Origin of the sequence: Acetobacter ascendens, assembly GCF_001766235.1 — a bacterium.
GTDB classification, from domain to species: Bacteria; Pseudomonadota; Alphaproteobacteria; order Acetobacterales; family Acetobacteraceae; genus Acetobacter; species Acetobacter ascendens.
Genome location: NZ_CP015164.1, coordinates 308,758 through 335,308 on the forward strand (window position 1 = coordinate 308,758; position 26,551 = coordinate 335,308).

The 26,551-nt window shown below is 56.2% G+C and carries 29 protein-coding genes; 14 read left to right on the top strand and 15 right to left on the bottom strand.

What is annotated here, in order from left to right; genetic code table 11:
• The first annotated feature begins 477 nt into the window (after positions 1-477).
• Both A4S02_RS01580 and acs read left to right on the top strand, forming a co-directional pair.
• Positions 478-912 carry a hypothetical protein gene (locus tag A4S02_RS01580; RefSeq protein WP_019089756.1) on the top strand — a complete coding sequence of 145 codons (435 nt, stop codon included), beginning with the start codon at positions 478-480 and terminating at the stop codon, positions 910-912.
• A 216-nt stretch (positions 913-1,128) separates the two neighbouring features.
• A complete protein-coding gene (acs, locus tag A4S02_RS01585) occupies positions 1,129-3,051 on the top strand; it encodes an acetate--CoA ligase (protein WP_070322742.1) in 1,923 nt (640 codons plus the stop codon).
• Positions 3,052-3,086: 35 nt separating this feature from the next.
• Here acs and A4S02_RS01590 read toward each other — a convergent pair whose 3' ends face one another.
• Entirely contained in the window at positions 3,087-3,416 is a 330-nt protein-coding gene (locus A4S02_RS01590; protein ID WP_019089754.1) for a DUF1653 domain-containing protein, read from the bottom strand.
• Between the two features lie 33 nt (positions 3,417-3,449).
• Between A4S02_RS01590 and A4S02_RS01595 the strand changes: the two genes are divergently transcribed.
• Both A4S02_RS01595 and A4S02_RS01600 read left to right on the top strand, forming a co-directional pair.
• Positions 3,450-4,022: a hypothetical protein gene (locus A4S02_RS01595; protein ID WP_026019446.1), complete on the top strand. Its 573-nt coding sequence runs from the start codon at positions 3,450-3,452 to the stop codon at positions 4,020-4,022.
• Positions 4,023-4,031: 9 nt separating this feature from the next.
• Complete coding sequence (locus A4S02_RS01600; protein WP_070322743.1) at positions 4,032-4,319, top strand: hypothetical protein; 288 nt, start codon at positions 4,032-4,034, stop codon at positions 4,317-4,319.
• A 58-nt stretch (positions 4,320-4,377) separates the two neighbouring features.
• Here the strand turns inward: A4S02_RS01600 and A4S02_RS01605 are convergent, their stop codons facing one another.
• Together A4S02_RS01605 and A4S02_RS01610 are read right to left on the bottom strand one after the other, a co-directional pair.
• Entirely contained in the window at positions 4,378-5,352 is a 975-nt protein-coding gene (locus A4S02_RS01605; protein WP_070322744.1) for an SAM-dependent methyltransferase, read from the bottom strand.
• Positions 5,349-5,807 (bottom strand): DUF423 domain-containing protein, encoded by a 459-nt coding sequence (locus A4S02_RS01610; RefSeq protein WP_082246721.1) that lies wholly within the window; start codon positions 5,805-5,807, stop codon positions 5,349-5,351. Before A4S02_RS01610 ends, A4S02_RS01605 begins: the two co-directional genes overlap by 4 nt.
• 70 nt (positions 5,808-5,877) lie before the next feature.
• Between A4S02_RS01610 and A4S02_RS01615 the strand changes: the two genes are divergently transcribed.
• From A4S02_RS01615 to A4S02_RS01625, 3 genes are all read left to right on the top strand, one after another.
• Positions 5,878-6,444: a cob(I)yrinic acid a,c-diamide adenosyltransferase gene (locus A4S02_RS01615; RefSeq protein WP_070322745.1), complete on the top strand. Its 567-nt coding sequence runs from the start codon at positions 5,878-5,880 to the stop codon at positions 6,442-6,444.
• A 275-nt stretch (positions 6,445-6,719) separates the two neighbouring features.
• Complete coding sequence (locus A4S02_RS01620) at positions 6,720-7,376, top strand: hypothetical protein (protein WP_070322746.1); 657 nt, start codon at positions 6,720-6,722, stop codon at positions 7,374-7,376.
• Between the two features lie 33 nt (positions 7,377-7,409).
• Positions 7,410-7,877 (top strand): hypothetical protein, encoded by a 468-nt coding sequence (locus tag A4S02_RS01625; RefSeq protein ID WP_019089747.1) that lies wholly within the window; start codon positions 7,410-7,412, stop codon positions 7,875-7,877.
• Positions 7,878-7,966: 89 nt separating this feature from the next.
• On the opposite strand, the gene A4S02_RS01630 is transcribed toward A4S02_RS01625, so the two are convergent.
• The 4 genes from A4S02_RS01630 to cysQ form a co-directional block, all read right to left on the bottom strand.
• The gene (locus A4S02_RS01630) at positions 7,967-9,436 is read right to left on the bottom strand and encodes an FAD-binding oxidoreductase (protein ID WP_082246722.1); all 1,470 of its coding nucleotides are present in this window, start codon (positions 9,434-9,436) and stop codon (positions 7,967-7,969) included.
• 15 nt (positions 9,437-9,451) lie between these two features.
• Positions 9,452-10,015 carry a hypothetical protein gene (locus A4S02_RS01635; RefSeq protein ID WP_070322748.1) on the bottom strand — a complete coding sequence of 188 codons (564 nt, stop codon included), beginning with the start codon at positions 10,013-10,015 and terminating at the stop codon, positions 9,452-9,454.
• Positions 10,002-11,018: an L-threonylcarbamoyladenylate synthase gene (locus tag A4S02_RS01640; protein WP_070322749.1), complete on the bottom strand. Its 1,017-nt coding sequence runs from the start codon at positions 11,016-11,018 to the stop codon at positions 10,002-10,004. Before A4S02_RS01640 ends, A4S02_RS01635 begins: the two co-directional genes overlap by 14 nt.
• A gap of 89 nt (positions 11,019-11,107) precedes the next feature.
• Positions 11,108-11,878 (bottom strand): 3'(2'),5'-bisphosphate nucleotidase CysQ, encoded by a 771-nt coding sequence (gene cysQ / locus A4S02_RS01645; protein WP_408736040.1) that lies wholly within the window; start codon positions 11,876-11,878, stop codon positions 11,108-11,110.
• Between the two features lie 143 nt (positions 11,879-12,021).
• On the opposite strand from cysQ, the gene A4S02_RS01650 reads away from it, so the two are divergent.
• Positions 12,022-13,506, top strand: a complete 1,485-nt coding sequence (locus A4S02_RS01650; protein WP_070322750.1) for a leucyl aminopeptidase — start codon at positions 12,022-12,024, stop codon at positions 13,504-13,506.
• A 61-nt stretch (positions 13,507-13,567) separates the two neighbouring features.
• Here A4S02_RS01650 and A4S02_RS01655 read toward each other — a convergent pair whose 3' ends face one another.
• Positions 13,568-14,014: a DNA polymerase III subunit chi gene (locus A4S02_RS01655; RefSeq protein WP_019089741.1), complete on the bottom strand. Its 447-nt coding sequence runs from the start codon at positions 14,012-14,014 to the stop codon at positions 13,568-13,570.
• Positions 14,015-14,120: 106 nt separating this feature from the next.
• Here A4S02_RS01655 and A4S02_RS01660 point away from each other — a divergent pair, with 106 nt between their 5' ends.
• Positions 14,121-14,975, top strand: a complete 855-nt coding sequence (locus A4S02_RS01660; protein ID WP_019089740.1) for an aldo/keto reductase — start codon at positions 14,121-14,123, stop codon at positions 14,973-14,975.
• Between the two features lie 16 nt (positions 14,976-14,991).
• Here the strand turns inward: A4S02_RS01660 and A4S02_RS01665 are convergent, their stop codons facing one another.
• From A4S02_RS01665 to A4S02_RS01695, 7 genes are all read right to left on the bottom strand, one after another.
• Positions 14,992-16,110 (bottom strand): S1C family serine protease, encoded by a 1,119-nt coding sequence (locus tag A4S02_RS01665; RefSeq protein WP_019089739.1) that lies wholly within the window; start codon positions 16,108-16,110, stop codon positions 14,992-14,994.
• A gap of 138 nt (positions 16,111-16,248) precedes the next feature.
• Positions 16,249-18,816 (bottom strand): ATP-dependent helicase HrpB, encoded by a 2,568-nt coding sequence (gene hrpB, locus A4S02_RS01670; protein ID WP_070322751.1) that lies wholly within the window; start codon positions 18,814-18,816, stop codon positions 16,249-16,251.
• A 99-nt stretch (positions 18,817-18,915) separates the two neighbouring features.
• Positions 18,916-19,899: a hypothetical protein gene (locus tag A4S02_RS01675; RefSeq protein ID WP_228142429.1), complete on the bottom strand. Its 984-nt coding sequence runs from the start codon at positions 19,897-19,899 to the stop codon at positions 18,916-18,918.
• 102 nt (positions 19,900-20,001) lie between these two features.
• Positions 20,002-20,952 (bottom strand): Hsp33 family molecular chaperone HslO, encoded by a 951-nt coding sequence (hslO, locus tag A4S02_RS01680; RefSeq protein WP_019089735.1) that lies wholly within the window; start codon positions 20,950-20,952, stop codon positions 20,002-20,004.
• Positions 20,953-21,075: 123 nt separating this feature from the next.
• Positions 21,076-21,393 (bottom strand): hypothetical protein, encoded by a 318-nt coding sequence (locus A4S02_RS01685; protein WP_019089734.1) that lies wholly within the window; start codon positions 21,391-21,393, stop codon positions 21,076-21,078.
• Between the two features lie 4 nt (positions 21,394-21,397).
• Entirely contained in the window at positions 21,398-22,384 is a 987-nt protein-coding gene (gene argF / locus A4S02_RS01690) for an ornithine carbamoyltransferase (protein WP_070324139.1), read from the bottom strand.
• Positions 22,385-22,395: 11 nt separating this feature from the next.
• Entirely contained in the window at positions 22,396-23,643 is a 1,248-nt protein-coding gene (locus A4S02_RS01695; RefSeq protein ID WP_208858901.1) for an aspartate aminotransferase family protein, read from the bottom strand.
• Between the two features lie 199 nt (positions 23,644-23,842).
• Here A4S02_RS01695 and A4S02_RS01700 point away from each other — a divergent pair, with 199 nt between their 5' ends.
• The 5 genes from A4S02_RS01700 to A4S02_RS01720 all read left to right on the top strand — a co-directional run bounded on the left by A4S02_RS01700 (position 23,843) and on the right by A4S02_RS01720 (position 26,545).
• Positions 23,843-24,505, top strand: coding sequence for a RecX family transcriptional regulator (locus A4S02_RS01700; RefSeq protein ID WP_070322754.1), 663 nt, complete (start codon positions 23,843-23,845; stop codon positions 24,503-24,505).
• Positions 24,502-24,960 carry a CHAP domain-containing protein gene (locus A4S02_RS01705; RefSeq protein ID WP_019089729.1) on the top strand — a complete coding sequence of 153 codons (459 nt, stop codon included), beginning with the start codon at positions 24,502-24,504 and terminating at the stop codon, positions 24,958-24,960. Before A4S02_RS01700 ends, A4S02_RS01705 begins: the two co-directional genes overlap by 4 nt.
• A gap of 128 nt (positions 24,961-25,088) precedes the next feature.
• On the top strand, positions 25,089-25,346 hold the full coding sequence (locus A4S02_RS01710; RefSeq protein WP_004448930.1) for a twin-arginine translocase TatA/TatE family subunit: 258 nt from the start codon (positions 25,089-25,091) through the stop codon (positions 25,344-25,346).
• A gap of 33 nt (positions 25,347-25,379) precedes the next feature.
• The gene (locus tag A4S02_RS01715) at positions 25,380-26,003 is read left to right on the top strand and encodes a methylthioribulose 1-phosphate dehydratase (protein ID WP_070322755.1); all 624 of its coding nucleotides are present in this window, start codon (positions 25,380-25,382) and stop codon (positions 26,001-26,003) included.
• Complete coding sequence (locus A4S02_RS01720; protein WP_019089727.1) at positions 26,000-26,545, top strand: 1,2-dihydroxy-3-keto-5-methylthiopentene dioxygenase; 546 nt, start codon at positions 26,000-26,002, stop codon at positions 26,543-26,545. Before A4S02_RS01715 ends, A4S02_RS01720 begins: the two co-directional genes overlap by 4 nt.
• Positions 26,546-26,551: the final 6 nt, after the last annotated feature.

Sequence of the window (26,551 nt, forward strand, 5' to 3'; positions counted from 1 at the left end):
TGGCTGTCCAATTTTCGGTGGAGGTTAAGCGTATATTTGGGTGGAACGCCCAGCTTCGCCCATACACTCACTAGATCGTGATCTAGCACGAGGAAGGAAAGAAGACACGAATAACACCTGTAGGACACTTTGTTATAACATAGAGGGATTGCTCAGGACTACCTACACATCTCAGATAGGTGCAACAGGGAAGTTCACAAAAAACTGGCTTTTTGTGTTGCGGCTGAATTGAGAAAAGTGAGGCAGATTCATCAATATTCGTATCTTTGCCACGCAAAAGCAGGCTGGCTGGGCTTGGGCTGCTGGTGCTGCGCAAGGGCAGGCACGGGCCATGCACACAGCAAGGCTTGGGGTCAGGCTTATAGAAAAACCCTGATATATCTGTGGTCTGCCATGTGCGGGGTGCGCAATGGGGCTGCTTGATCTTTCAGGCAGATACAGGGCAGTTTGAGGCATATTCCGCTAGGGAGATTCTGAATGAAACTGATTGCCGTACGTGCCCTGTCGGCGCTTGCCCTCACCACATCTCTGCTGGCAGGGGCTGCTGTGTCTGCCCATGCGCAGGAAAACACAGATGCGCCCGTAACACGCGCCGGAGATACATCCCGCCTGACAGATGTAGATCCGTCTGGCTTTGTTGGTTCCATTGATCCGGCAGAAAATGCTGGCCTGCTGAACTACTGTGTGCAGAACGAATACGTTGATTACGACGACGGCTGGCGCACGCTGCAGGAATACAACAAAAAGACCAACGCCGTACCAGAAGGGCAGGAAGGCAGCATGCCTTACGCCAATGGTTCTGCTGGTCTGCTGCATGCCAACAACCACACCTACACCATTGCCATGGCTGTTCTGCCAGTGCGCCAGAAAACCTGTAAGGCTGTTCTGGAACGGGCCAAGGCTTCTCTGTAAGCACAAGGCTGTTATTCCGGTTTTGTTGATAAGGCCGGATCACGCTGAACACGGCATGATGGAAGGGTCAGTCACACAGGTGGCTGGCCCTTTTTCTGTATGAACGCACTTTATTTAGTGTTCATGCGGTGCAGGGTCTTTCATGCAGGCGTGCAATATGGTCAAACCAGTTCTGTTTCGTAACAAGAACAACAGAAGCCGAAAGGGCCAGACAGAGTGGTAGATGCGTTTTTCCCCGCAACGGATAACCCCGTTTCTGATCGGTATCAGGATCTTGTGCAGCGGGCGCAACGTGATCCGGAGGAATTCTGGCTTGCTCAGGCGCAAAGGCTTGCATGGCATACGCAACCCATGCACGCATCCCGCTCTGACTTTACCGGCGATGTGCGGATTTCTTGGTATGAAGACGGGCGGCTGAATGCGGCTGAAAACTGTCTGGACCGCCATGTTCTGTATCAGCCCGATAATGCTGCTCTGATCTGGCAGGGGCAGGAAGACGGCCACCGCGAGGTGCTCTCATACCGTGAGCTACATGCCCGTGTATGCCGTTTGGGTAATGTGCTGCGCCGCTTGGGCGTAAAAAAAGGAGACCGCGTGGCCATCCATCTGCCTATGGTGGCAGAGGGTGTTATTTCCATGCTGGCCTGCGCCCGTATTGGGGCGGTACACGTGGTGCTGTTTGGTGGTTTTTCTGCCGAGGGTCTGGCCGAACGTCTGACGGATAGCGGCGCTGTGGTGGTGATTACCGCAGACGTGGCGCGCCGTGGGCCTAAGAAAATCCCCAGCAAGACCACAATGGATGAGGCCATAAAGCTGTGTGGGGCACAAAGTGCCGTGCGCAATGTGTTGGTGGTGCCTGTAACGGGTGCTGATGTGCCCATGCAAAAAGGGCGGGATCTGTCTTACACAGCAGAAGTGGCGCTTGAAATACCGGATTGCCCGCCAGAAGTTATGAATGCGTGTGATCCGTTGTTTCTGCTTTACACATCTGGCAGCACAGGCCGCCCCAAAGGGCTGGTGCACAGCACGGGCGGGTATCTGGTGTGGGCATCTTTCACGCATGAACTGGTGTTTGATGCCAAACCCAATGATGTGTTCTGGTGCACGGCGGATACAAGCTGGATTACCGGACACACCTATGTGGTGTACGGGCCATTGGTAAATGGTGGCACCATTCTTGTGTATGAAGGCCTGCCATCATGGCCGCAGCCGGGCCGCTGGTGGGATGTAATAGACCAGAATCAGGTTTCGGTTTTCTATACCTCTCCCACAGTTATTCGCGCTGCCATGCGTGAGGATGATTCTGTGGTGCAAAGCCGTTCTCTGTCCAGCTTGCGCGTGTTGGGCACGGTGGGTGAGCCTATCAGCCCAGAAGCATGGAAGTGGTTTTATGCAGAAGTGGGGCGCAATGCCTGCCCGGTGGTGGATACATGGTGGCAGACAGAAACCGGCGGCGTGATGATTACAGCCTGCGCCCAGAATGTTGCAGGCAAACCGGGGGCTGCTGGGCTGCCGCTGCCAGGTGTGGCTGTTACACTTACAGATGCCAAAGGGCAGGATATTGAAGGCGAGGGCGAAGGCCTGTTGAGTCTTGCGCAATCATGGCCCGGACAGGCCATGACGCTGTGGCAGGACCATGAACGGTTCTGCAAAACCTATTTCACCACATGCCCGGGCCATTATTTCTCTGGTGATGGCGCGCGGCGGGATGCTGCCGGCTATTACTGGATTACCGGCCGTGTGGATGATGTAGTCAACGTATCTGGCCACCGCATTGGCACGGCAGAAATTGAAGATGCCGTGGCCGAAGATCATGCCGCAGTGGAAAGTGCGGCCGTTGGCGTGCCGCATGATCTGAAAGGGCAGGCCCTTGTGGTGTTTGTGGTGCCCAAGGCGGAGGGCACGTTTGATGCTACAGCCGTAAACAAGGCCGTGGCCGCAGGCGTGGGCCGCTATGCTGTGCCAGAAAAAATTTACGTTGTGCCGGATCTGCCTAAAACACGTTCGGGCAAAATTGTGCGGCGTTTGCTGCGCAAGATTGCAGCGAATGATCTGGAAAATATGGGTGATCTGTCTACTCTGGCAGATCCGGATATTGTGGCCGAACTGATAAAGCTGGTTGCCCAGCAGAACGGCTGAGTAACCAAGCTACATATATATAAAGGCCGGGGCGCTTATGCCCCGGTTTCTGCCGCATTGGCGGCTTTTAGCAACGCAAAGCGTGGTACGCCGTTTACACTTTCTTGCCACATGGCAAGGGGGCGCACCCAGTAATCTCCCCGCGCTTCACTGCGGTACGTTACAAGCCATTCTTCGGTTTCACTGTGGCGGCCTGTGCAGATCACAGTATAAAGTCCACCCTTGTAATGTTTATAAAGACCGGGGCAGGGCATTTCTGGCACTTGGGTATCTACTTTATTCTGGTTATGTTCTATCATGATCGGGATATCCTGCTGGGGTAGGTTATGATCCTGTGTTGCGGAAGGAGCGCACTTTTGAACCATCGTGTTGTGCTGTGTCAGGCGTTAACTGGCTTTATGTTTCTGTTTTGCGTTAATCCCGGCCACGCCACAACCACGGGCCATACCAAAACGCATGCGCATACATCCAAGCGCACGCATCATACTGCCGCGGCCCGTAGCCCTGCTGGTGGTGCACCGGTTGTTCTGACAAGCCAGCCCGGTACATCGCTGGACAAGGAAGCCCGCCGCCTGAATTCCGAAGATATGGCCGCCGCCGCCCGACATAAGGAAAGACCATTGGTGCTGATTGGCTCTGCCCCGCTGAGCACCAGTGGCGGTAGCATGGCGCTGTTTGTACAAGTGCAATCTGCCAGCCTGTGTGGTTCTGCCGGTTGTTCAACAGATGTGTATCTGAAGCGTGGAAATGATTGGGATAAGATTCTGGATTCCGTCAGCGGGCCGATTGAACTGATGTCCACCGCCCACGGGGGGATGAAGGATATTGTGGTGGATGGCACAGACCGCTGGGTCTGGAAGAACAACACCTATGTAGATACCATTGTGGCGCAGGATGTGCCGGGCCTGAAAGATTCCATCGAGCAGCATCAGGCGCAGATGCGTAAACACGGTAAGTCCTCTTCCCGGTAAATTTGTAAAGTGCCTGCACCCCAACCCAGTTTGGCCTATACGGCGCTGAAAACACTGGCCACGGTGGCAATTACCGTGGTGCTGATTGCCCTTTTGCGCGGCGGCCTGGCGCTGCTGCCAAAATTTGATTCCGCTACAGGTGGGCAAGCGGGCACGCACCTGCTGCAACTTCTGGCTGGTGATGGGCAGGCCCGCACCCAGAATGCGGTGTCCATAGGGCTGATGCTGGGTTGTTTTGTTCTGGCTGTTCTGTTGGTGCAGGTGCTGCAAAAATGGTGGCGCAAGCAGGCCAGATAACGCCCACGCTAAAAAGCGGGTGTTATCTGGTTTTAAGCATGTAACTCTGCGGTGTGTATTAAGCGTCTTCTTGCGTAAGATTTGTGCCTGCCAATGTGGGTTTATTCTCGGCTGCGGCTGTTTTGTTCCAGAAAAATGTCAGCTCATGTTTGTTATGGGCCAGATGCGCCAAGCTGCCACCCGGAATGGCCTCAAACACAGCAACAATTTCATGGTCTGTTTCGCCCTGAAACTTCACTGTCAGCACAATGTTGTCTGTGTTGCCAGAAGCTACCCAGTTTTGCGTCAGCCGCAAAAGGCGCTGTGGGTAAGCAATGATGTCTGAAAACATCCAGTCCACAGCGGCGAGTTTTTCGGGTTCCAAGCCAAAGGCGCTGGCTTGTTGGAAGGATACGCCCGGCATAGCTGCCACTTTGGGGTCAAGCGGTGCGCGGTCAAATGCTGTAACTTGTGCACCAAGGTTGGCAATGGCCCATGTCCATCCGCCGGGGGTGGCGCCCAGGTCATAACAACGCTCTTCTGGCGTAGGCCAGCGGCCAAGGCGCGTGCAGGCTTCCCATAATTTCAGATAGGCGCGGGAAGGCGGGCCAGTGCGGTTTTCTACAAACTGTGGCGCGCCATTTACAAACGGACTGGTTTTACGTGCAGAAAAAAGCAGCGTGTTGGTGTCCAGCAATGTCCACGCACCCAAGGGGTTTGTTGGTGGCAGTGTAGGAAACACCAGCGGAGCGGCTTTAACCGGAGGCAGTTTGTCTGTAATCAGCGCGGTACGCCGAAAGTGATCAACCGCATATAGGCTCCAATTCCGTTGAATGGCGCGCAAAGTGTCTGCAGCATTGCGGATGGAGGCTATCTCCACCACCTGCGGGTTCAGCCAGATATCCAGCGCCCAAGGGGAATACACGGGTGGACTGCTGGAAAGTGCTAAACGGCCATGCCAACGGTCAATAGTTACGCCGCGCCATGCCAGATCAGCTTCTAAAACGGATGTCAGCCCATCGGCGGCCAGCCATGCTGTGCGAATGGTGCTCATGCTCGGCATATCCAGCCAACGGAAAGCAACAGCCACGAAAGAATGAGCAGGCTGCCACCTGTTGGGGCAACGTGGGCTGCATGGTGGCCCGTAAAAGCTGTGTAATATACGCCCGCGCAAAACAGCAGCGTGCCCAGCACCAGCCCACACCCACCGGCCAGCAAGATACGGCCTGCTTGGGGTTTGGCTGTAAGACCTAGAGCAACAAGGGCAATGCCTTGCCACATCTGCATTTCCATGCCGCTATGGGCCATAACGCGGCCACCGGCAGCAAAGGCCGAATCTGGCAGGTGGGCGGTAAGTGCGCCCATAACGGTGCCGGTAGCGGCCAAAAGGCCCCCGCATATGCGCCATAGGCGCGGAAGAAGAAGTGAAAAGGACATAAGTTCTGCTGTATAGGCGCAGCCGCTGTAATGGAAAACAGGAAAGGCAACATGCCCGGCTATTTCCTGCATTGGCCTTTATAAAGTTTGCGCCGCATTGTGGTGGAATATATGCAAAAATGAGAGCAGGAAAATCCAAAACATGAGCATCAGGCTGGATCGTATCGTCACGCGCGGTGGAGATGGTGGGCAGACATCTTTGGGCAATGGTGCACGCGTTCCCAAAAGTAGCGCACGCATTGAAGCACTGGGCACGCTGGATGAAGTAAACGCCATAACCGGCCTTGTGCGCGCCCACGCCCCGCAGGACAGTGCCGTGGTGAACCAGCTAGCAGCCGTGCAGAACATGCTGTTTGATATGGGGGCAGATTTGTGCCAGCCAGAAGAGGGCCCAAAAGCCGCCCGCGCCAAGCGTATGCAGGAAAGTGCTGTTTTAAAACTTGAAGAATGGGTGGAGCAGTTGCGGGCAGCCCAAAAGCCATTAACCAGTTTTGTATTGCCCGGTGGCTCTGTTCCCGCAACGTGGGCGCATTTGGCCCGCACGCAAGCGCGTGCAGCAGAACGGCGTATGGTGGTGCTGGCTGAGAAAGAAACAATCAATCCTGTTCTGCTACAGATCATGAACAGGTTATCTGATTACTTTTTTGTTCTGGCACGTCACTTTAATGCAGATGGGCAGACTGATCTGGTATGGATTCCCGAAAAATAAGAGAAAACCTTATGCAAACCCCTGTCTTGTGCTTGAACATGGCAGGGAAGACATGATAATACTGTTTAGTAAGAACCAAAACACATTATAAAACGTGTGTAATAATTCTGTCTGTCCGTTTGTAATGTGTGATCTCATGCCTGCTGCAAAGCATCATGAAGGATTGGCTGGAACCGTGTTGGGTATCGCGCGGGCTAATGCCAGAATATAACGGCTGATGGAATGTTTAAGAACTGTATCAACAGACCATTTTTCTTAAAGTGACTTCCAGATTTATGAACACAACATCTTTTATGCCACCCTTGGATGCCGATAGAGAGCAGGATGAAGGGCTGGAAGAAGCCTCCATGCGCAACGCGCTGGAACGGCTTGGCGCATCTCACAAAGGGCGGTCTGCGCCGTCCTCCCCCCGGCCTACGGCAGATGCCACAGGCAACAAGCGCCGAAGGTTTGTGCGTGATGGCGAAGTGCCGGTAGAAAAGCATTCTCTGGCCCGTATTACGCCCCGCATGGTTGCAGCCCCCCGGACACCCACTACATCTCGCGCTGTTCATTTTTCTGAAGAAGAAAACAGCGAAGTTTCTCGCCTGCGCCGTTTGGTGGCGGAAGAAAAGCTGCGTGTGGAAGAAATGGAACGCCAATTGGGTGAAGTGCAGGCCGCCCAGCGTGCATTGCAAACCCAAAAAGGCCACGCGGATATGATGGTGCGTGAGCTGAAAGCCAAAGTGGCGGAGCAGGAAGCCGAACTGGCAGAAACAGGCCGCCAGCTTCGGGCCGCACACCGGCAGGTGGCAGAGCGTGATGAAGAAATTACCAGCTTAAAGCGGCAGGTAGAAGCCAAGCCGCGTGGCCGCCCACGCCGCCAGTATGAACTGGCAAAAGAAGAAGCGGTTGAAGATGAGCCGCAGCCCGTAAAATGGTGGAAGGACTAATATTCTGCTTCTGTTTGTAAAAAGACACTCTGCGTGAGAAATCCTCCTGTCACGCCAGCGTTGGTGTTGCTGGTGGCGGATATTGCCGTGGGGGTGGCCTGTGTGTTGCTACCGCCTCTTGTTATGGGCTTTCTGGCCTTGTTGAAGGATATTTTTGGCGTGCTTATCCTGCCGTTCAGCTTTTTGTTCGGGCTGGCGGGGTGGTCGTCTGATATGTCTTCTCTGGAAACCATGCAGGGCGGATTGGTGCCAGATATGATGGCCCATCCGTTCCGGGCAGCTTCTGCTGCCGCGTTGCTGGTGGTGGGCGGCGCGTGCTCTCTTATGGCATGTGGCACGCCAGATGGCGCACGTATGGAACGTAACCTAGCGCCGGTTTTTACCTTTGCCGCCATGGTGCTGGTAGGGTTTGATCCGGGGCTTGTGGTGTTGCCTGCGTTTATTTTGCAGATTCTGGCGTTACGCTACCCTGCAATGGATTTTTTAAAAATCCGTAGGTAATTCTGTATTCAGAAATATCTGTTCAAGTAATAAAAAGGGCGACCATTGCATTGGCCGCCCTTTTATTGTGCAGAGTGTCACATTATTTTTTAGGCTGCGGGAAAAACCTTGCCCGGGTTCATCAGGCTTTTGGGGTCCAGCGCATTTTTGATCCGGCGCATGGTTTCCAGCTCTGCACCGCCACGCCATGAGGGCATCATGTAGGTTTTAAGCTGGCCCACGCCGTGCTCGGCAGAAAAAGAACCGCCAAGTTTGCGCACAATCGCGGCCACAGTATCCATCATGGCATGATCCTGCGCCAAAAATGCCTTGGGGTCTGCGCCTTCGGGCTGCACCAGATTGAAGTGGATGTTGCCATCCCCAATATGCCCAAACGGTGCCACCCGAATACCGGGAATAAGTGCTTCACACGCTTTGGTGGCTTCATCAATAAAGGTAGGAATAGCGGCTAAGGGCACGGAAACATCGTTTTTAACAGATGCTCCGGCACGTTTTTGGGCTTCTGCGTGTTCCTCACGGATCATCCACAGGCTTTGGCGCTGAGCTTCACTTTCTGCCAGCACGGCATCTGTTACCAAGCCGTCTTCCAGCGCCGTGCCCAACACATCTTCCATAAGGGTGCGCAGGCTGTCATCTGCACGCGGGCTTCCCAATTCTACCAGCGCGTAAGCGGGGGCGGGTTCGCTCAACGGCAGCGGCGCGCCTTCAATCAGTTTGTTCACCAGTGCCATGCTGGTGCCGGACATGAACTCAAAAGCCTGAATGGCAGAAGGGTCCTGCTTACGAAAAGCAGCAAACAGATCCAGCGCGCCCTTGGCATCCGCCACAGCGCACAAAGCCGTCTCGCGTGAGCGGGGGGCAGGTTGAAGCTGAATAATAGCCTGCGTGATAATGCCCAGCGTGCCTTCAGATCCCACCAGAAGCTGGCGCAGGGCGTAGCCGGTGTTATCCTTGCGCAGCTTGCGCATTAGGTTCAGCACGTTGCCATCGGGCATTACGGCTTCTAGCCCCAATGCCAGTTCACGCGCATTGCCGTAACGCACGGTATTGTTGCCGCCCGCGTTGGTGGCCAGAATACCCCCAATATCGGCAGAGCCTTCGGATGAGATAGAAAGCGGCAGCAGCAGGCCTTCCTTGGCGGCGGCATCCTGTGCGGCTTTAAGCGTTACACCAGCTTCTACCGTCATGGTCAGATCAGCGTGGTCAATTTCATGAATACGCGTCAGGCGGGTGGTGGAAATTACCACAGCCTTGCCAGTGTTATCTGGCGTAGCACCACCCACCATGCTGGTGTTGCCACCTTGTGGCACCATAGGCACGTTGTGCTGGTTACACAGGGCCACAGCTTTTGCACATTCTTCCGTATTGGCCGGGCGCAGAACAGCCGCACATTTACCATGATAAAGCGCGCGCCAATCTATGCAGAACGGATCTACGTCTGAAGCCGCTGTCAGCAGGCCAGCAGGGCCTAAAAGCTGTAAAAGGGCATCATGCAGGGGTTGGGGAAGGGCGGCGTTTTCAGGCATAGGCGCGGGTTCCTGCAAAAGGGGTGAACACACAAAATAAAGAAAACATCAGTAAAGGTAACGAGCGTTTTCTGCCGCAGTATTGATGTGCGGTGGAAAAAAGGCATGAAAAAGTTCGGTGCCTGCAATACCAGCCAGAAGCCCTGCAATAGTGGCAATAACTATAGTCATGCGCCGCTGATACTGGCCAAAGCTTTGTATCTGCGCCATCTGGGCCTGCATTTCGGCACGGGCTTGCAGGGTAAGATACAGTTCGGATTTAAGGGTTTCGTTCTGGGCATTGGCGCTGCGCAGTTTGCGATCCAGAGAAACAATATTGTTTCTAAGTTCCTGCAACTGGGCACGGTAGGTTTCAGACATATCCGCCTGCGCCTTGTTGCCTGTGCTACGGCTATTGGCCCGTGTTTTGCTAGTGCGTGCGGATTTTGCTTTTTCGGGGTCTGTTGCAATAGTCTGGAACAGGTTTTTAAGCGCACCGCCTGTTGTAGCATTACGTTTGGCTCGGTTGCGCAGGGCTTCCAGCGCAGTGGCAGACTGGCCCGGCTGATCTTCCAGCACCAATGCCAGAATATCTGAAAGGATTTTCAGTTCTTTGGGGTCAATATCGCTCATGCTGGCAAATCTTCCGGGGGCAGGGCAGGGCAGGGCGCGGTGCTGCCGCACGGTTAAGCCGATCTTGTATGGCAAGCCCAAGCCCATGCTGCGGAATGGGTTGCACTGCAATGCCACGCAAATGGTGGCTCTGACCTTGTTTGTCTAATGTGCGCAAGCCGGCAAACAGGCGGGCGGCAGCTTCTTCCAGATTGCCACTTTCGCTCAGATTCCAGCTTATAACTGCGCCATTGGGCTGTGTGTTGCCAAAGGCCAGCAGGGCTTCATCTGGCGCAACATCAACAGCGTTCAGCCGTACGGGCAGGTGTGGCGCATAGTGTGAAAGCAGCCTACCGGGAGATGCCGGGGCCGTATCTACCTCAGTTTCCGGCATAAATATGGTGACGCAAACAGCTTGCAAGGCTTCCAGCGTAATGCCGCCGGGGCGCAACAGGGTAGGGCGTTCAGGGTTGGAAATATCCAGTACGGTGCTTTCCACCCCGACCAGGCAGGGGCCACTATCCAGCACGGCATCAATGCGCCCATCCAGTTCTTCCAGCACATGGGCTGCATCGGAGGGGCTGATGCGGCCAGAACGGTTGGCCGAAGGCGCTGCAATGGGGCGTTGTACCAGCTTGAGCAATGCCTGCACGGTTTCCCCTTTAGGCACGCGCACGGCCAAGGTGGGCAGGCCATCGGCAGCCAGATCACTTACTGTGCTGTAAGGTGCGCGCGGCAGAATGAGCGTAAGCGGGCCGGGCCAGAATGCTTCCGCCAGTTTATGCGCAAGCGGGTTGGCGGTAACCTGTGTGAAGGCTGCCTGTGCATCTGCAAAATGGCTGATAAGCGGGTTAAAGCGCGGGCGGTTTTTGGCTTCAAAAATCCGGGCCACGGTTTGGGGCTGCGTGGCATCTCCGCCAAGGCCGTAAACAGTTTCTGTTCCAAACGCCACCAAGCCACCTTCGCGCAGAATGCGGGCAGCTGTTTGAAGGCCAGAGGAGGAGGCATCCAGAAGGTTGGTCATACTTCTCTGTAATGGCAGCAAAAGGGGCGGCCTGTTTGCTACATTGGCCAACCTTTGCGCAAGGTTGGCCAAAGTGCAGCGTAATGGAGTTACAGCGTTCCGGTACAGACAAATGGCGGATTTTTCCAGCCCGTTTTGCCATAAACAAGCGGAGAACCATCTAGTAGCGTAATATTTCCGCCAGCAGCTTCCACAATAGCCTGCGGGGCTGCGGTATCCCATTCCATGGTGGGGCCAAGGCGTGGGTATAAATCTACCAGCCCTTCTGCCACACGGGCAAATTTTACGGCAGAACCAATATTGCCCAGCTTGGCCACAGGGCGTCCGTTTAGATATTCGGCCAGCCGCTTATCATCTGCATGATGGCGAGAGGCCAGAACTGTCAGCCCTTCTGCCGGAGCCTTGCGCACATGAATGGGCTGTGTGCCGTTTGTATCTGTGCGATGCGCGCCTAAGCCTATGCCGCCTGTATAAAGCTGATGGTAAGCGGGCAGCGCCATGGCGCCTAGCACCGGGCGGCCATCACGCACCAGACCGATATTTACGGTAAAGTCATCACGCCCGGCGGCAAATTCACGCGTGCCGTCCAGCGGGTCTACCAGCCAATAGGCAGGGGCCACGGCAGTCTGTTTGCCAGCGGCCACTTCTTCTTCCGCAATAACGGGAATATCCGGTGTTGCTGCCCGCAGGCCGCGCAGAATATGCGCTTCTGCAGCGTGGTCTGCCTCCGTTACGGGGGAAGAATCGGTTTTGGTTATGGTTTCAAAGCCGCGCGCACGAATAGTACGAATAATTTCAGCAGCTTCATCGGCCAGTCTGGCAGCAAGGGCCAGAAGGTCGGCATCGGTATGGCTTGTCATGGCTGTTAGCATACGCCAGCGCGCGGGCGGCGTCATGCCCACAATTGCAAGCGCATGTCATGCACTCGTGGGCTTCCTATTGCCAAGCCGCCGGGGGAGACGTACGCAGGAAGGATGAGTTTACAGAAAGGGCAGTAAACACCATGCTTCAGATCAAGTTTTCTTCCGCTTCGCTGCCAGCAGGTGGCGCTCTGGCTATTTTGGTGCCGGAAGGGGAAAAACGCTCTGCCATTTTTCAGCAAGCCGATAAAGCCACCAACGGCGCGCTTACCCGCGCGGCCAAAGCGGATGATTTTACAGGCAAGGAAGGCACCACCTGCGTTGTGCTGGCACCATCTGATGCGTTTGAGCGCGTGGTGCTGATTGGCATTGGCAAGCTGGAAGCCGTAGATGCCTGGGCCGCAGAAAAAGCCGGTGGCGCTGCGGCATCTCGCCTTGGGCGGGATGAGCAGGCCACGCTGGCAGTGGGTGATCTGTCCGGCGCGTTGGCAGCACATGCGGCACTGGGTGCCGTGCTGGGGGCTTACCATTTTGGCCTGTATCATGGTGCGCCAGAAGCCAGCAAAAACCATCGCCTTGCCGAACTTTCTGTTCTGACAGACCACGTGGATGCAGCCGCAGAAGCATGGCCATCCCTTTCCGCCGTGGCACGTGGTGTGGTGCTGACGCGTGATTTGGTGACCGAGCCTGCAAATGTGCTCAATCCGGCTGAATTTGCAGAACGCGCCACCACATTAAAGAGCTTGGAGCTGGAAGTGGAAGTGCTGGACCGCGCAGCCATGGAAAAGCTGGGCTTTGGTGCGCTGCTTGGTGTGGCACAGGGCAGTGCGAACGAACCGCGCACCGTTATCCTGCGCTGGAATGGTGCGGCTAACAAGGATGAAGCCCCGCTGGCCTTTATCGGCAAAGGTGTAACGTTCGATTCCGGTGGTATCTCCATCAAGCCTGCCGCTGGTATGGAAGATATGAAGTGGGATATGGCAGGTGCCGCTACGGTAACTGGCCTGCTGACAGCACTGGCCGGGCGTAAAGCGAAGGTAAATGCCGTTGGTGTTGTAGGGCTGGTGGAAAACATGGTGTCTGGCACAGCCCAGCGCCCCGGCGATGTGGTGCGCAGTGCCTCTGGCCAGACCATTGAAGTGCTGAACACCGATGCTGAAGGCCGCTTGGTGCTGGCAGATATTCTTTGGTATGCGCGTGAACGTTTTGCACCGCAGATTATGGTGGATCTGGCAACGCTTACGGGCGCCATTATCATCAGCCTTGGGCACGAATATGCGGGCCTGTTCTCCAATAACGATCAGCTTGCAGCAGGCCTTGCAGATGCGGGCGCGTTTGCGGGTGAAAAGCTGTGGCGTATGCCCATGGGCAAGGAATACGATGCCCTGCTGAAATCCGACATTGCGGATATGAAAAACATTAGCGGTGGCCGTGCGGGTGGCTCCATTACCGCAGCGCAGTTCCTTAAGCGTTTTGTGGGTGAAACACCTTGGGCGCATCTGGATATTGCCGGTGTGGCTTGGGCATCCAAGGCGCAGAATGGTCAGCCCAAAGGGGCGACTGGCTTTGGTGTGCGTCTGCTCGACCGCTTTGTGCGTGATGGTTATGAATACGAGCCGAAAGACTGAACCCGCTGTAATTTAAAGCAGTTGGCGTAATACCAAAGGCTGGAAGGGCGTTGCGGTAAGGTTACCGGGCGCGTTTCCAGCCTTTTTCTTCCTGCCGCCAGTAAGCCAGTTCATGCCCGGCAGCTTTGGCGGCACTCCAGCGGGTGCGGGCGGCGGCAACGGCTTCCTCATCATGCCCGTCAAACAGGTCAAACACCCGTTCAAAAGCTGCCAGATCGGGAAAGCTGCGGTTTTCCAGCAAAAACAGAAAACGTGCATTATTGGGGGCATCTTCCCCCATGCTTAACCAGATAGGCTGCAAATCCGGGCAGGCAATGCCTTCGCGCCCATGTGGTAGCCATGTTGGGTTGGTGACTTTCCACAAGGCTTTATCCAGATCATCCAGCATGGGTTTGCTGGCGCACCACACAGCGGCTTTTTGCCCGCTGGCTAGTGTGCGTGCCAACAGTTTGGGCAGGGCCTCGGTCACGCTTGTGCGCGTAAGGTGGTAAAAACCAATCTGAGTCATACGTGTTAGTATATCCAGCCTTACCTGCGGGCAGAAGGCTGATTGAGTGCGTTTAGAAAATTAACAGGCAGATAAGCCGCCTGTTTGACAAAGGAGAACCGGCGCAATGGCAAATACAGTAACCCTGGCCGATGGTACTGTTCTGCCCGCTTTGGGTGTGGGCACATGGAATATGGGTGAAGAGCCCGCCCGTTGGCCAGAGGAAGTGGAAAGCCTGCGCTATGCCGTGTTGAACGGTGTGCAGGTGGTGGATACAGCCGAAATGTACGGCAATGGCCGCTCCGAAAGTGTGGTGGGTGAGGCCATTTATCCCTACCGCAAAAAAGTTTTTCTGGTTACCAAAGTATTGCCCTCAAACGCATCTTCTCAAGGTGTGGCGGAAAGCTGCCGGAAATCTTTGCGCCGTTTGGGAACAGATTGGATAGACCTGTATCTTCTGCACTGGCGGGGCGGTGTACCGCTGGGTGAAACGGTAGAGGCATTTAAAAAACTGCAACGGGAAGGTTTGATCCGCCATTGGGGTGTTTCAAACTTTGATACAGATGATGTGTATGAACTGGATGGATGTTCCCGTATTGGGGAATGTGTGGCCAACCAAGTATTGTACAATCTGGAACATCGCGGCGTGGAATATGATCTGCTGAAAACGGATTATCGCCGTAAAATTGTAACTATGGCTTACTCCCCCATTGGGCAGGGGCAGGAACTGCTCAAAAGCCCGGTTCTGGCAGATATTGCCAGCAGGCACAGCACGGTGCTTGGCCCAGCCACACCGGCACAAATTGCGCTGGCATGGGTGCTGCGCCAAAACAATGTGCTGGCTATTCCCAAAGCTGCCTCGCACGAGCACATGAAGCAGAATCTGGCCGCACGAGACCTTGAATTAACAGAGCAGGATCTGGCTCAGTTGGATGCAGCGTTTCCGCCGCCCACCAAAAAAACACCGCTGGATATGATCTAAAAAACCGGAATGGGGGTTATTTGCCCCCGTTGCCGTCCTCCCATTTGGGGCGGCGGCCAATGTGGATGGTAAGAGTTATTGGTTGGTTATTGCGCAGCACGTTCAACTGCGCATCCAGTCCCGGCTTGGCAGATGCCACGGCGCGTATCATGGCGCGGGCGGTTTCTACATGCTCATTGTTCATGCCCACAATGATATCGCCTTTTTTCAGCCCGCCTTTGGCCGCGGGGCCGTTACGGTCCACCTCCGTAACCTGCGTGCCGTTATGGGTCATAATATCTTCCAGCGTGGCACCCAGCCACCCGCGCTCGATATGCCCGGCTTGCCGCAGTGTTTCTACAATGGGAATGACAATTTCGGAGGGGATGGAAAACCCAAGCCCCACAGAGCCACCGGTGGGGGAAACTATGGCAGTGTTTAACGCCACAACCTGCCCAGCAAGGTTAAAGGTGGGGCCACCGGAATTGCCGGGGTTTATGGGGGCATCTAGTTGCAGAAAATCATCAAACGGACTGGTGCCAATATCGCGCCCGCGGGCAGAAACAATACCTGCGGTAACTGATGAGCCTAAGCCAAACGGGTTGCCCGCAGCCATAATCCAGTCTCCCACCTGCACCAGCCTGCTATCCCCCCATGTGACATAGGGGAGAGGCTGTGGGGAGCTGATTTTTATAACGGCAATATCCGTTAGGTTATCTATGCCTGCCAGCGTAGCGGTAAATTCCTTACCACTTGCAAGGGCAACGGTAATTTTATCTGCATCTTCCACCACGTGGCCATTGGTAACAATGGTGCCTTCGGGGTCTATAATAAAACCCGAACCCGCCCCAAGCAGTTCATCCCGGTGGCGGCGCATGCGTTCGCGGTACCGCTTTTCCAGCGGGGTGCCTTTAACGGTGGATGGCAGCTTGTGTTTGGCGCTGGTATCAGAATCTCGCGTAACAGAAATATTTACCACTGCGGGCACAACCTTGCGCACCAAAGGCGCAAAGCTGATAGGCCCGCCAGAAACAAGCGGTACAGCGGGCTCAAATGTCGGGAGAGATGCAGCCTGTGCCAAATGGTGCGCGCCTGTTTCCTGAAGGGAAAAGCAGGCTACGGCCAGTGCAGGCAGGTTCCGTAGAAGCGTCTTCATGGAAATGGCAATAAAGCTCCAGACATTACAAACTTGTGGCCCGGATTATCTGCTTTATGCAACCGGCTATACGGGTTTGCCCTTGATCTGGTACGTTTTTATGGCGGCAGGGTGTTGTTTACGCCACGTCCACATCTTCTAGTTGCGTTTGGCACGCGGGCGCGCCGGGGCTAAAGCGGGGTTTTCTGGCCATTCATGCTTGGGGTAACGCCCGCGCATATCGCGCCGCATATCTGCCCAGCCGCCTTGCCAAAACCCCGCCAGATCCGCCGTAATGGCCTGCGGCCGCCCTGCGGGAGAAAGCAGAGCCAGCCGCAACGGCACGCGCCCCCCAGCCAGTTTGGGTGTTTCCGCTGTACCGTAAAAAGCTTGGGCACGGGCCGAGGCCACAGGCACAGGCTGCGTATAATCCACCTCCGCCACACCACCGGGGAAGGGCAGAGAGGTAGGCAGTTCCTTATCCAGCCAGTTTGTACGGGCATAACCCAGATAAGTGCGCAGCAGATTGAGTATATCCAGCTCCCGCAATGCGGTGATGGATGTGCAGCCTTCAACATACGGGGTCAGCCATTCATCCATACAACCAGCAAGGGCTGTGGAGGAAAAATCCGGCCAGGCTTCTTCCATGCCGGTACCACCGGGCAGGGTACGGGCCAGTTCTACGCGGGCCTGAAGCTGCCGCACGGCATCTGACCAGTTGAGCGTGGTTTCTGGTGCTTCCTTGGCCTGTGCCAGCAGCAGCGGGCCTGCATCTTCTGGTTTTACTTTTTCTGTGCGGTCTCGCAGTACAAGGCAGCCAATGCGGGTGCGCCTGCGGGCCATGATATTGCCCGATACGGGGTCCAGCGTGGTTTCAATCTGTTCACGCGTGCGCTCCAGCAGGGCTGGAGGTAGGGCGTTGCTATCCAATGGGGCCGCCATACGTATTTCGGCAGCGGTGCGTAGGTGTAGGCCTGCCACTGCCAGCAATTTGTGTTTTGCCAGCCCGTCATCTCGGCGTAGGCGAGCATTGCTGCCATTGGCCATGCGGTAGCTGCCCATATCTCCCCGGCACAGGGCAACCCGATCTGGAAAGCCTGCGGCCAGAAGGGCTGCGGCATCACCGGCTGCCGGGTGGCGAGGTTTCAGCCCCATGCGTGTACGAAAACGCGCGGCCGCCTGCCGAATACGGGCCAAAGCGCCACGGTCTGCCTGTGGGTTATTATCTTCTCCTGCAATCAAATCCAGCCGGAGGGTAATATCTGCGGGTGGAATGGGCGGAGGGCCACCGCGCCCGGCAGCGCGTGGGCGCAGGGGGTCACGCTCCTCCAGCAGGGCGGCAAGGTCTGCGGCCAGTGCGGCTTCTTCTGCCGTGCGGGCGGCCAATATCATGGCGGCAAGGCGTGGGTGCGTGCCCAGATTGGCCATGCTGCGACCAAGTTTTGTAATCTTGCCCGCATCATCCAGCGCGCCCAGCAAAATCAGCAATTCCTTTGCGGCGGCTACCGCGCTGCCGGGGGGCTGATCTGGTAGCGGAAGCGGCGTATCGGCAGAACCCACCGTATCGGCCCACAAGGCAGTTGCCAGCACAAAGTCAGACAGATCGGCTTCTAGAATTTCTGGCCTGTCATGCTGGGGCAAGGCGCGCTCTGTATGGGCAGACCACAGGCAATACGCCATACCCGGTGCCTCTCGCCCCGCACGGCCTGCACGTTGCCGTGCGGCTGCCTTGGAAATACGCACAGTATCTAACCGGGAAAGCCCAGCCCCGGCATCAAAACGCGGCACACGGCGGAAGCCGCAATCCACCACAACGCGCACGCCGGGCACGGTAAGAGATGTTTCGGCTATAGAGGTTGCCAGAATCACCCGCCGTTCGCCTTCATTTCCGGGGCGTAGCACGCGGGCCTGTTCTGCCGGATGCAATTCACCATGCAGGGGGAGCACCGTGGCGGGTACGTTTTCCAAAAGCTGCATCACGCGGCGGATTTCACCCGTGCCGGGCAGAAAGGTGAGAATATCGCCTTCTGTTTCAGCCAAGGCTTGCCGCACACCTGTTGCCGTGGCGGTGGCAATATCACGTAGGCTCGGAATATCGTGTTTGGCATGGTGGACGGTAAGTGGGAACATCCGCCCTTCACTTGTTAGCACAGGCGCGTTCATTAGCGCGGCAAGGCGTTCTGTTTCCGCCGTGGCAGACATGGCCACAAGGCGCAGATCAGGCCGCAAAGTGCGTTGCAGATCTAGGCAGAAAGCCAGCGCCAGATCTGCATCCAATGAGCGTTCGTGTATTTCATCCAGAATAACGCAGGCCACGCCTTCCAGCATGGGGTCACCCAGCAGGCGGCGCAGGAACAGGCCCTCTGTCAGCACCTCAATACGGGTGCGGTCTGAAACAGCAGATTCCAGACGGGTGCGGAAGCCAACAAAACCGCCAACCTCTTCCCCCATTAGAGATGCAATGCGTTGGGCAGCAGCGCGGGCGGCCAGCCTGCGGGGCTCCAGCATGATAATTTTATCAGACGGCGCGCGCCATGCTGCCGCTGCCAACACGGGAGGCACGGATGTGGTTTTACCCGCCCCGGGAGGTGCGACTAAAATGGCTGATGCAGGATGGTCTGTAGTGGGGTTTTGAGCCAGTACTGCGCAAAGTTCTGACAGTACATCCTGCACAGGCAGGCCCTGCGCAATGGAAAATGGGTTCAGGTTGGAGGCGGAAGCGGTCATGCCCTGCTTTATGGCGGCCCCACCGCCGCAGTGCAATGCTGTGCGGCAATGGGGGATGTATACGCCAAGTATTAAAGCGTTGTGTTGAGGATAATAGCCTTATTGAGGCTGGGACGGCAGCTTGAGATACCCCGCTTTGGGAGACGTAGCTTTTGTAGAAGAGGAACTGGAGGACGAATCATCATCCTCACCCGCCGGGAAGATGGCGTTGGGTTCAGTATCCTGCACTTTGGGGGCAGCAGCAGGTTTGGCTTCCGTGCTGCTGGTGGTGGAGGATGTTGCTGCATCGGTGGAGGGGGCAACAATAGGGGCGTTTTCCGGTACCGTTACGGGGGATGTAGCCTGCCCGGTTTTAGCGGCTGAAACGGGTGAAAGTGCTTCTTGCGTAGCTGCGGCACCAGCACCAGCACCCGTGGCGGTGGCTGGTGAGCCATCAGATGTTAGCGGCTGGGCCTGAATGGCGCCCTCTACGGGCATACCCCCGGCATCTACCAGCCATTTGCCAAGTGCACGATGTACCTGCGTATCCAGTTCGGTATTGATGCTGTCCATCATCCCTTTGGTGACATTGTACAGGTTGGCCTGGCTTTCCGTATCCTCTGTGGGGTCTGGGTGCAGGCTTTGGGTGGCGTGGGCTTCTGTGTGTGCGGTTTTGCTGCCATCGGGGTTCAGGATATCCAGATGCACATCTATCTGGCCCTGTAGTGTGCCGCCGGGTTCGTGCAGGATGGAGGCCCGATCAATCACAAACTGGGCGGAATTGGCGCTGGTAATGCCCCCTTTGGCGGCCAGCCTGTCCTGCACCATCTGGCGTAGGGCCTGCACGGGCGGCGTGGGGGATTTGTAGCCGATATCGCCCGCAACCGGGTGGGTTACAGTGTTATCCACCAATGTCAGAGTGTTTACGTTGAGGTTGATCTGGCTGAGGTTATCATACCGCAGCGGCGCAAACTGCGTAGGCTGTTTTTGATCTGCGCAGCCTGCCAACAGGGCAGGAAACAGCAGCGCGGCTGTTAGGCCAGAAAGGCGCATGCGGGAAAACAGCATCATGGCGCAAAACCTCTTGTGAACTTTATCCGACATTCTAAAAAATGCCTGCCCTGTGGCAGATATCTTATACCAGCAGCGCCTTAAGATATTGCGCTTATGGCCCTGCTGGCAAACTTTGCGGCTATATTTACTGTTTTACTGCGCCTGCGTGGCAATGTTTTTGCGTGCAAAGCGGAAATCCACATTACAGAATTCGCACGTCATGACGATGTTTCCATCATCTTGGCACATATGGTCTAGATCATCCTGAGGGAAAGTTTCCAGCACATTGGCCAACCGTGCGCGGGAGCAACGGCACCCAAAGGCCAAAGCCCGAGGCTGGCTGACATGCAGGTCTTCTTCATGGAAAAGCCGGTGCAGAAGCTGCAAAGTGGGCAGGCCATCATCCAGCAGTTCCTTGGTAGAAAGTGTGCCTGCCAGAATGGTTGCTGTTTCCCAGCTTGCTTCTGCGGCTTCATCTTCCACCACGTGGCTGCCGCCTTCGCCCGCAATGCGTTCCAGTATCAGGCCACCAGCGCGCCAGCCTGTATCTGTCATCTGGCAGGCCAGCATAATCCAGCAGGCGTGCTGCTCACTGCTGGCAAAGTAATGCATGGCCATTGCAGACAGATCATCACCGGCAATTTCTACAATACCCTGATGCCGGTCCATTTCCGGGCCTTGGTCCACCGTAAGAGCCATATACCCATTGCCCAGCAATTCGCGGTCTGTGGGTTTAGGTGTTTCTGCCAGCAGAGCTTCCAGCGCTTCATCATCCGTGCGGGCGTAAAAGCGTAGCGCGCCGGTATTGGTGCAGTCTGCTACCAGCATGGAAACGGGGCCATCGCCCTTCATCTGGAGGGAGAAAGACCCCTGAAACTTCAGGGCAGACGCCAAAGCTGCCACCAGTGCCAATGCCTTGCCAGCAAGGCGCGTAACAGGGGCTGGATGATCATGCCGTGTGAGCAGCGTATCCGCCAGCACGCCCAAACGCACCAGCCGGCCACGCACGGGCCGACCAGCCAGATAAAAAGGTGTTACACCACCGGGCACCACCAAATCGGGCACATCTGGGCGATCGCGGTCAAGAAAAGCAGGTTTTTCCATGGGAATTTGAGTTTGTCCTGAGTCCATCAAAAATACGGGAATATCAAGAACGTGCGCCTGATGCGTGCGGACTCTGATGGTGCTTTTCAGGCGGACAAAAAGGGTAAGGTGGAAAGCAGGGGATTACGCCCCTGCGGAAATATCCAGCTCCAGCTTTTCCAGCTTCTGTTCAAGGGCTCGGCCGGTTTCTGAATCCATGTTCAAACCGTCCTTGAGCGCAAGAAGCAAACCCTTGCGGCAGGCATCGTGCTCGCTATCCAGATCTTCCGTGCGGCCACAGCCAGCCAGACAATCCAGATAGGCGTTACGGAACGGCACCAGCTTTTCTGCCGAAAACGGCAACGTAGCCAGAATAGCATCCAGACTGCTTTCCACCCAGCCGGGGGTGGAGGGTGTCTCTTCGGTAGATGTCATGGAAACTGTTCTGTCTGTGCCGCTCATGTGCTTATTCCTTGCCGAAAGAGGTCCAGTTTGTGCCGCCCATTGTCCATGTCAGCACGCCTTTCTGGGCATGAAGGCGGTTTTCCGCCTCATCAAACACCACAGAATGCGGGCCTTCAAACACGTCCTTGGTTACTTCTTCCCCTATATGGGCAGGCAGGCAGTGCATGAACAGGGCATCTGGCGCAGCAAGGGCCATTAAATCTGCATTTACGCGGTAGGGTTCCAGCTTGCTCATGCGGCTGGCGGCTTCCTTGGGTGAATCAGACATGCTGATCCATGTATCCGTCACCACGCAATCAGCATCTTTTACGGCGGCTTTTGGGTCTATCGTCCATTCCACATCACCGCCTTCGGCGCGGGCCCAATCCAGCACATCCTGCGGGGGCTTCATGTCTGCGGGGGTGGCGGCACGCAGGGCAAAGCCAAAACGCACGGCCCCTTCAATAAGAGAGACAAGCACGTTGTTGCCATCACCCGTCCACGCAAAGGTGCGGCCACGCACGGGGCCACGGTGTTCCTCAAACGTCATGATATCGGCCAGAATCTGCACCGGGTGAGAATGAGGTGTGAGACCATTGATAACGGGCACCGTGCTCCAGTGTGCCAGTTCATGCATGGTTTTTGTGTTGCCGGTGCGCAGCATAATGGCATCTACAAAGCGGGAAAGCACGCGGGCCGTATCGGCAATGCTTTCACCACGGCCAATCTGCATTTCCTGCGGGCTAAGCACTACGGCATCGCCCCCAAGCTGGCGAATACCCACTTCAAAAGAAACACGGGTGCGGGTGGAAGGCTTGGAGAGGATAAGCCCCAACTGCCGTCCGGCCAGCGGCTGGCGCGGGTGCAGCGGAAACCGGCGGTTCTGCTGCATGCGTTTCATGCTGGCGGCCACATCCAGAATCTGGCGCAGGGTTGCGGCATCCAGATCTTTCAGATCCAGAAAATGGCGTGGCGTTGCCAAGGAAGAAGAGGGCAGGGCAGTGGTCATGTTGGCGGCGCTCACGCTGTTGGCTCCAGAACTGTCTTGTTGTTATGATTTTTTCTGAGTGTGCTGACAGCCTGCGCCAGCAGGGCCACAGCTTTGCGGCATTCTTCTTCGGAAACAGTAAGCGGCGGCACAAGGCGCAGCACGTTATCACCCGCCGTAACGCACAGCAGGCCCACATCTTGTGCGGCCCCCTGCACATCACCCACTGCGGGCACACAGCGCAGGCCAATCAACAGGCCAAGGCCACGGCGCTGGGCAAAAACATCCGGTGCATCAGCCACAAGGCTGTCCAGCAGTTCATCCAGCAGGGCTGCACGGGTGCAAACCTGATCTAAAAAGCCGGGGGCCAGAATAACATCCAGTACAGCGTTACCAGCCGCGCAGGCCAGCGGGTTGCCGCCAAATGTTGTGCCGTGCGTGCCCGGTGTCATGCTCTTGGCAATGGTTTCTGTGGTAAGGATAGCCCCAATGGGGAAGCCCCCACCCAAACCTTTGGCCGTGCTGACAATATCGGGTTTGATGTCAGCCCATTCATGCGCAAACAGACGGCCTGTGCGGCCAACGCCACACTGCACCTCATCCAGTGCAAGCAGCACACCGGTTTCATCGCACAGTGCGCGCAAGGCACGCAGATATTCCGGGCTAGCTACCTTAATGCCGCTTTCACCTTGAATAGGCTCCAGCATGACCGCTGCCGTGTTGGGGGTAATGGCGGCTTTTATGGCTTCAATGTCGTTAAACGGAACGTGCAGAAAGCCTTTTACAGGCTCACCAAAGCCTTCCAGATATTTTGGGTTGCCGGTGGCAGAAAGCATGGCCAGCGTACGACCATGAAAAGCCCCATCCATGCAGATAATATCTGTGCGTTCGGGGTGGCCTGCCATCATCTGGGCGCGGCGCGCCATTTTCACCATGCCTTCGTTGGCTTCTGCGCCGGAATTGCAGAAGAACACACTATCAGCAAAGGAGTTTTCAACCAGCCTGCGGGCCAGCTTTTCCGCCTGCGGAATCTGGAACAAGTTGGAAACGTGCATCACCTTTGCGGCCTGCGTGCTTATGGCTTCCACCATCTTGGGGTGTGCGTGGCCAATAGAGCACGTGGCAATACCCGCAGCAAAGTCCAGGAATCGTCGCCCGTCCGACGTTTGCAGCCAGGAGCCTTCTCCCCGCTCAAAGGCGAGGTCAGCGCGCTTGTATGTCGGCATCAGGGCAGAAATCATGGAATCTGGTCTTTGTGTTGGCGGTTGTTGAACCTGCATGGTGAGAAGTGGAATGCAGAACGAAAAACGCCCGCTGCCTTGATATAAGGTGAGCGGGCGGCCCGTATTGCGGGCGTATCATGGCCTTTTGTGCGGATTAAAGTCAAATATTCTGTGTGAAAAAATTCTGCATACGCAACATGCGTGATGTGGCCCGTTGCGTATTTTCCTGCACGGCGGGAGTGGGTAATAAAGAGGAATGACGCATTCTGGTTCTTCCTCATCTGTCCATACATCATCGGGGTTTCCGCAGCTTGATCGCCGGGTGTTGCGAGAGGCCGCGCTGGCGCATCTGGCACGCTTTGGCACCACGCGCCACGGGCTGGAACAGGTGCTTCTGCGCCGTATTGCACGGTGGGAGAAGCAGGCCCTTAAAGCTGGAGCAGATACGGAAGATGTGGCCGAAGCCGTGCAGGCGCTGCGCCCCGTAGTGGCTGAAATATCAGAAGAAATGGTGCGCCTTGGCGCTGTGGATGATGCCAGTTTTGCCACATCCCGCGCACGCAGGCTGGTACGGTCTGGCCGATCTGGCCGTGCGGTACAGGCGCATCTAGCCGCACGCGGGGTGGAGGCTGATCTGCGCGATGCCGCCTTGCAGGATGCGGTGGAAGGGTTTTCTCCTGCGCAAAGGGAATTATGTGCGGCATTGGTTCTGGCGCGTAAGCGCAGGATGGGGCCATTTGCCACGCCTTATGTTGCGGATGATGATGAAGCCGATACCGAGCAGGCTTTGGCCCGCAGGCACAAGGCGCTGGGTGTGCTGGCCCGTGCTGGGTATGCGCGGGATGTGGCGGAACAGGTTTTGGATATGTCCCCCACAGAAGCGGAGGACTGGATGCAACGTTTGAGGGCCGAATCGTGAAGCGTAGCCTTGTTCTTGTTCTGCCTTTATTACTTGCTGCCTGTGCAGGCGGGCGCGGAAGTTGGAATGGATCTGTACAGTGCGCCCCCTATGCGCGGGAGCATTCTGCCGTAAACCTGCGTGGTGCGGCTGCAAGCTGGTGGGGGGAAGCGCAGGGGCAATATGGCCGCACGTCCTCCCCACGTGCGGGGGATGTGTTGGTGTTTCGATCCACCGGCAGGCTGCCATCTGGCCATGTTTCTGTGGTCAAACAGGTGCGGAATTCACGCCTTGTGCTGGTGGACCATGCAAACTGGGAGCCGGGGGAAGTCACGCGCCACGCCCCTGTGGTTGATGTTTCCCCCAATAATAACTGGACACGTGTGCGCGTATGGTGGAGCCCTATTCATGCCATGGGCAAAACGGTTTATCCGGTTTATGGCTTTATTGAACCAACAGGCACGGGCGGCAGTTAGCACCCAATAGGCGGGTAGGCCGCGCAAGGAAAAACTTGCAAGAAAGTGTTTCCGCCATCATGTACAAACAAGGATGTGCAGCACGTGTTCATTTCGGGCGCGTACTGCAAGTGTAGGGGACTGGTTTGATGGGTAGCTTAAGTATCTGGCACTGGCTGATCGTGCTTGTGGTCGTACTTGTGGTTTTTGGCGGCGGCGGCAAAATTAGCTCGTTGATGGGCGATATGGCCAAGGGCATCAAATCCTTCAAGAAGCACATGGCGGATGATGAACCGATGGATGATGGTACGGCACGCCCCGGTAATGGGCATATTGCCCCACCGCCTGCATCTTCCACAGTGGAGCAGCGCACGGCTGCACCAGCGGATAAATCTGTCCAGCCGTAAGGCTCTGGCAGTTTAAGACGGGCAGAGAACGCCATGGATCAAACCGTTACGGATTTTGCCCGTGCCGTGCAGGATATTCTGTTTGCCGGGCAACGGATGGATCAGCGCGGGTGGGTGCCTGCCACGGCAGGCAATATCAGCCGCAAGCTGGCAGATGGCCGCATGGCCATTACGCGCTCCGGCTGCCACAAAGGTTTTTTGCAGGCGGCAGATGTTATTACCGTGGATATGCAGGGCAAACCGCATAGCCCGGAAAATCGCCCCAGTGCAGAAACACTGTTGCATTGCCAGATTTACCGCCATTTCCCCCATGTGGGCGCAGTGCTGCATGGCCATTCCGTGGCGTCCACTGTTCTGTCTATGGAAGAAGAAACAGCAGTACTTACACTGGCGGATTACGAAGTTCTGAAAGTGTTTGAAGGGCAGACCACACACGAAACATCCGTGCAGGTGCCTTTGTTTGAGAACGATCAGGACATTGCACGGCTGGCCGAAGTTGTGGAACCGTTTTTTGGCACCGGCATGCCAGCGGGCTACATTATTCGCGGCCACGGTGTGTATGTGTGGGGCAAGGATATGCCCACCGCCCTTGCGCGGCTGGAAGGGCTGGAGTTTCTGTTGGCCTGCGCGCTTGAGCGAAGGAAACTGCACGCATGAGTTCCCTGACAGTTTACAAAGATACCACCCCCCAGCACCCTGTGCTGCAAACGCAGGACCCGGCAGAAATGGCCCGTGTTCTAGCCCCGTTAGGCGTGCGGTTTGAGCGTTGGGAAGGCCCGCAAATTCCTCCAAGGGATGCTGATGAGCAGGCCGTGCTGGATGTGTATGGCCCATTTTTAGACAAGCTGATGGGTGAAACAGGCGCAGGCTCTGCCGATGTGCTGCGGGTTAGCCCTTCCACGCCCAACCGCGAGGCTTTGCGGGACAAGTTCTTGTCCGAACATACGCATAGTGAAGATGAAATCCGCTTTTTTGTGCACGGCAGCGGGCACTTTATTTTGCATATTGCAGGCTATGTTTACGATGTGGAATGCACACAAACTGATCTGATTTCTGTGCCCGAAGGCACACAGCACTGGTTTGATGCTGGGCCAGAGCCAGATATGGTCACGCTGCGTATTTTCACACACAAGGAAGGCTGGGTAGCCCGCTATACAGGCACCGATATTGCCCGGCAGTTTCCTTCTTACGAAAACTGATTGAGG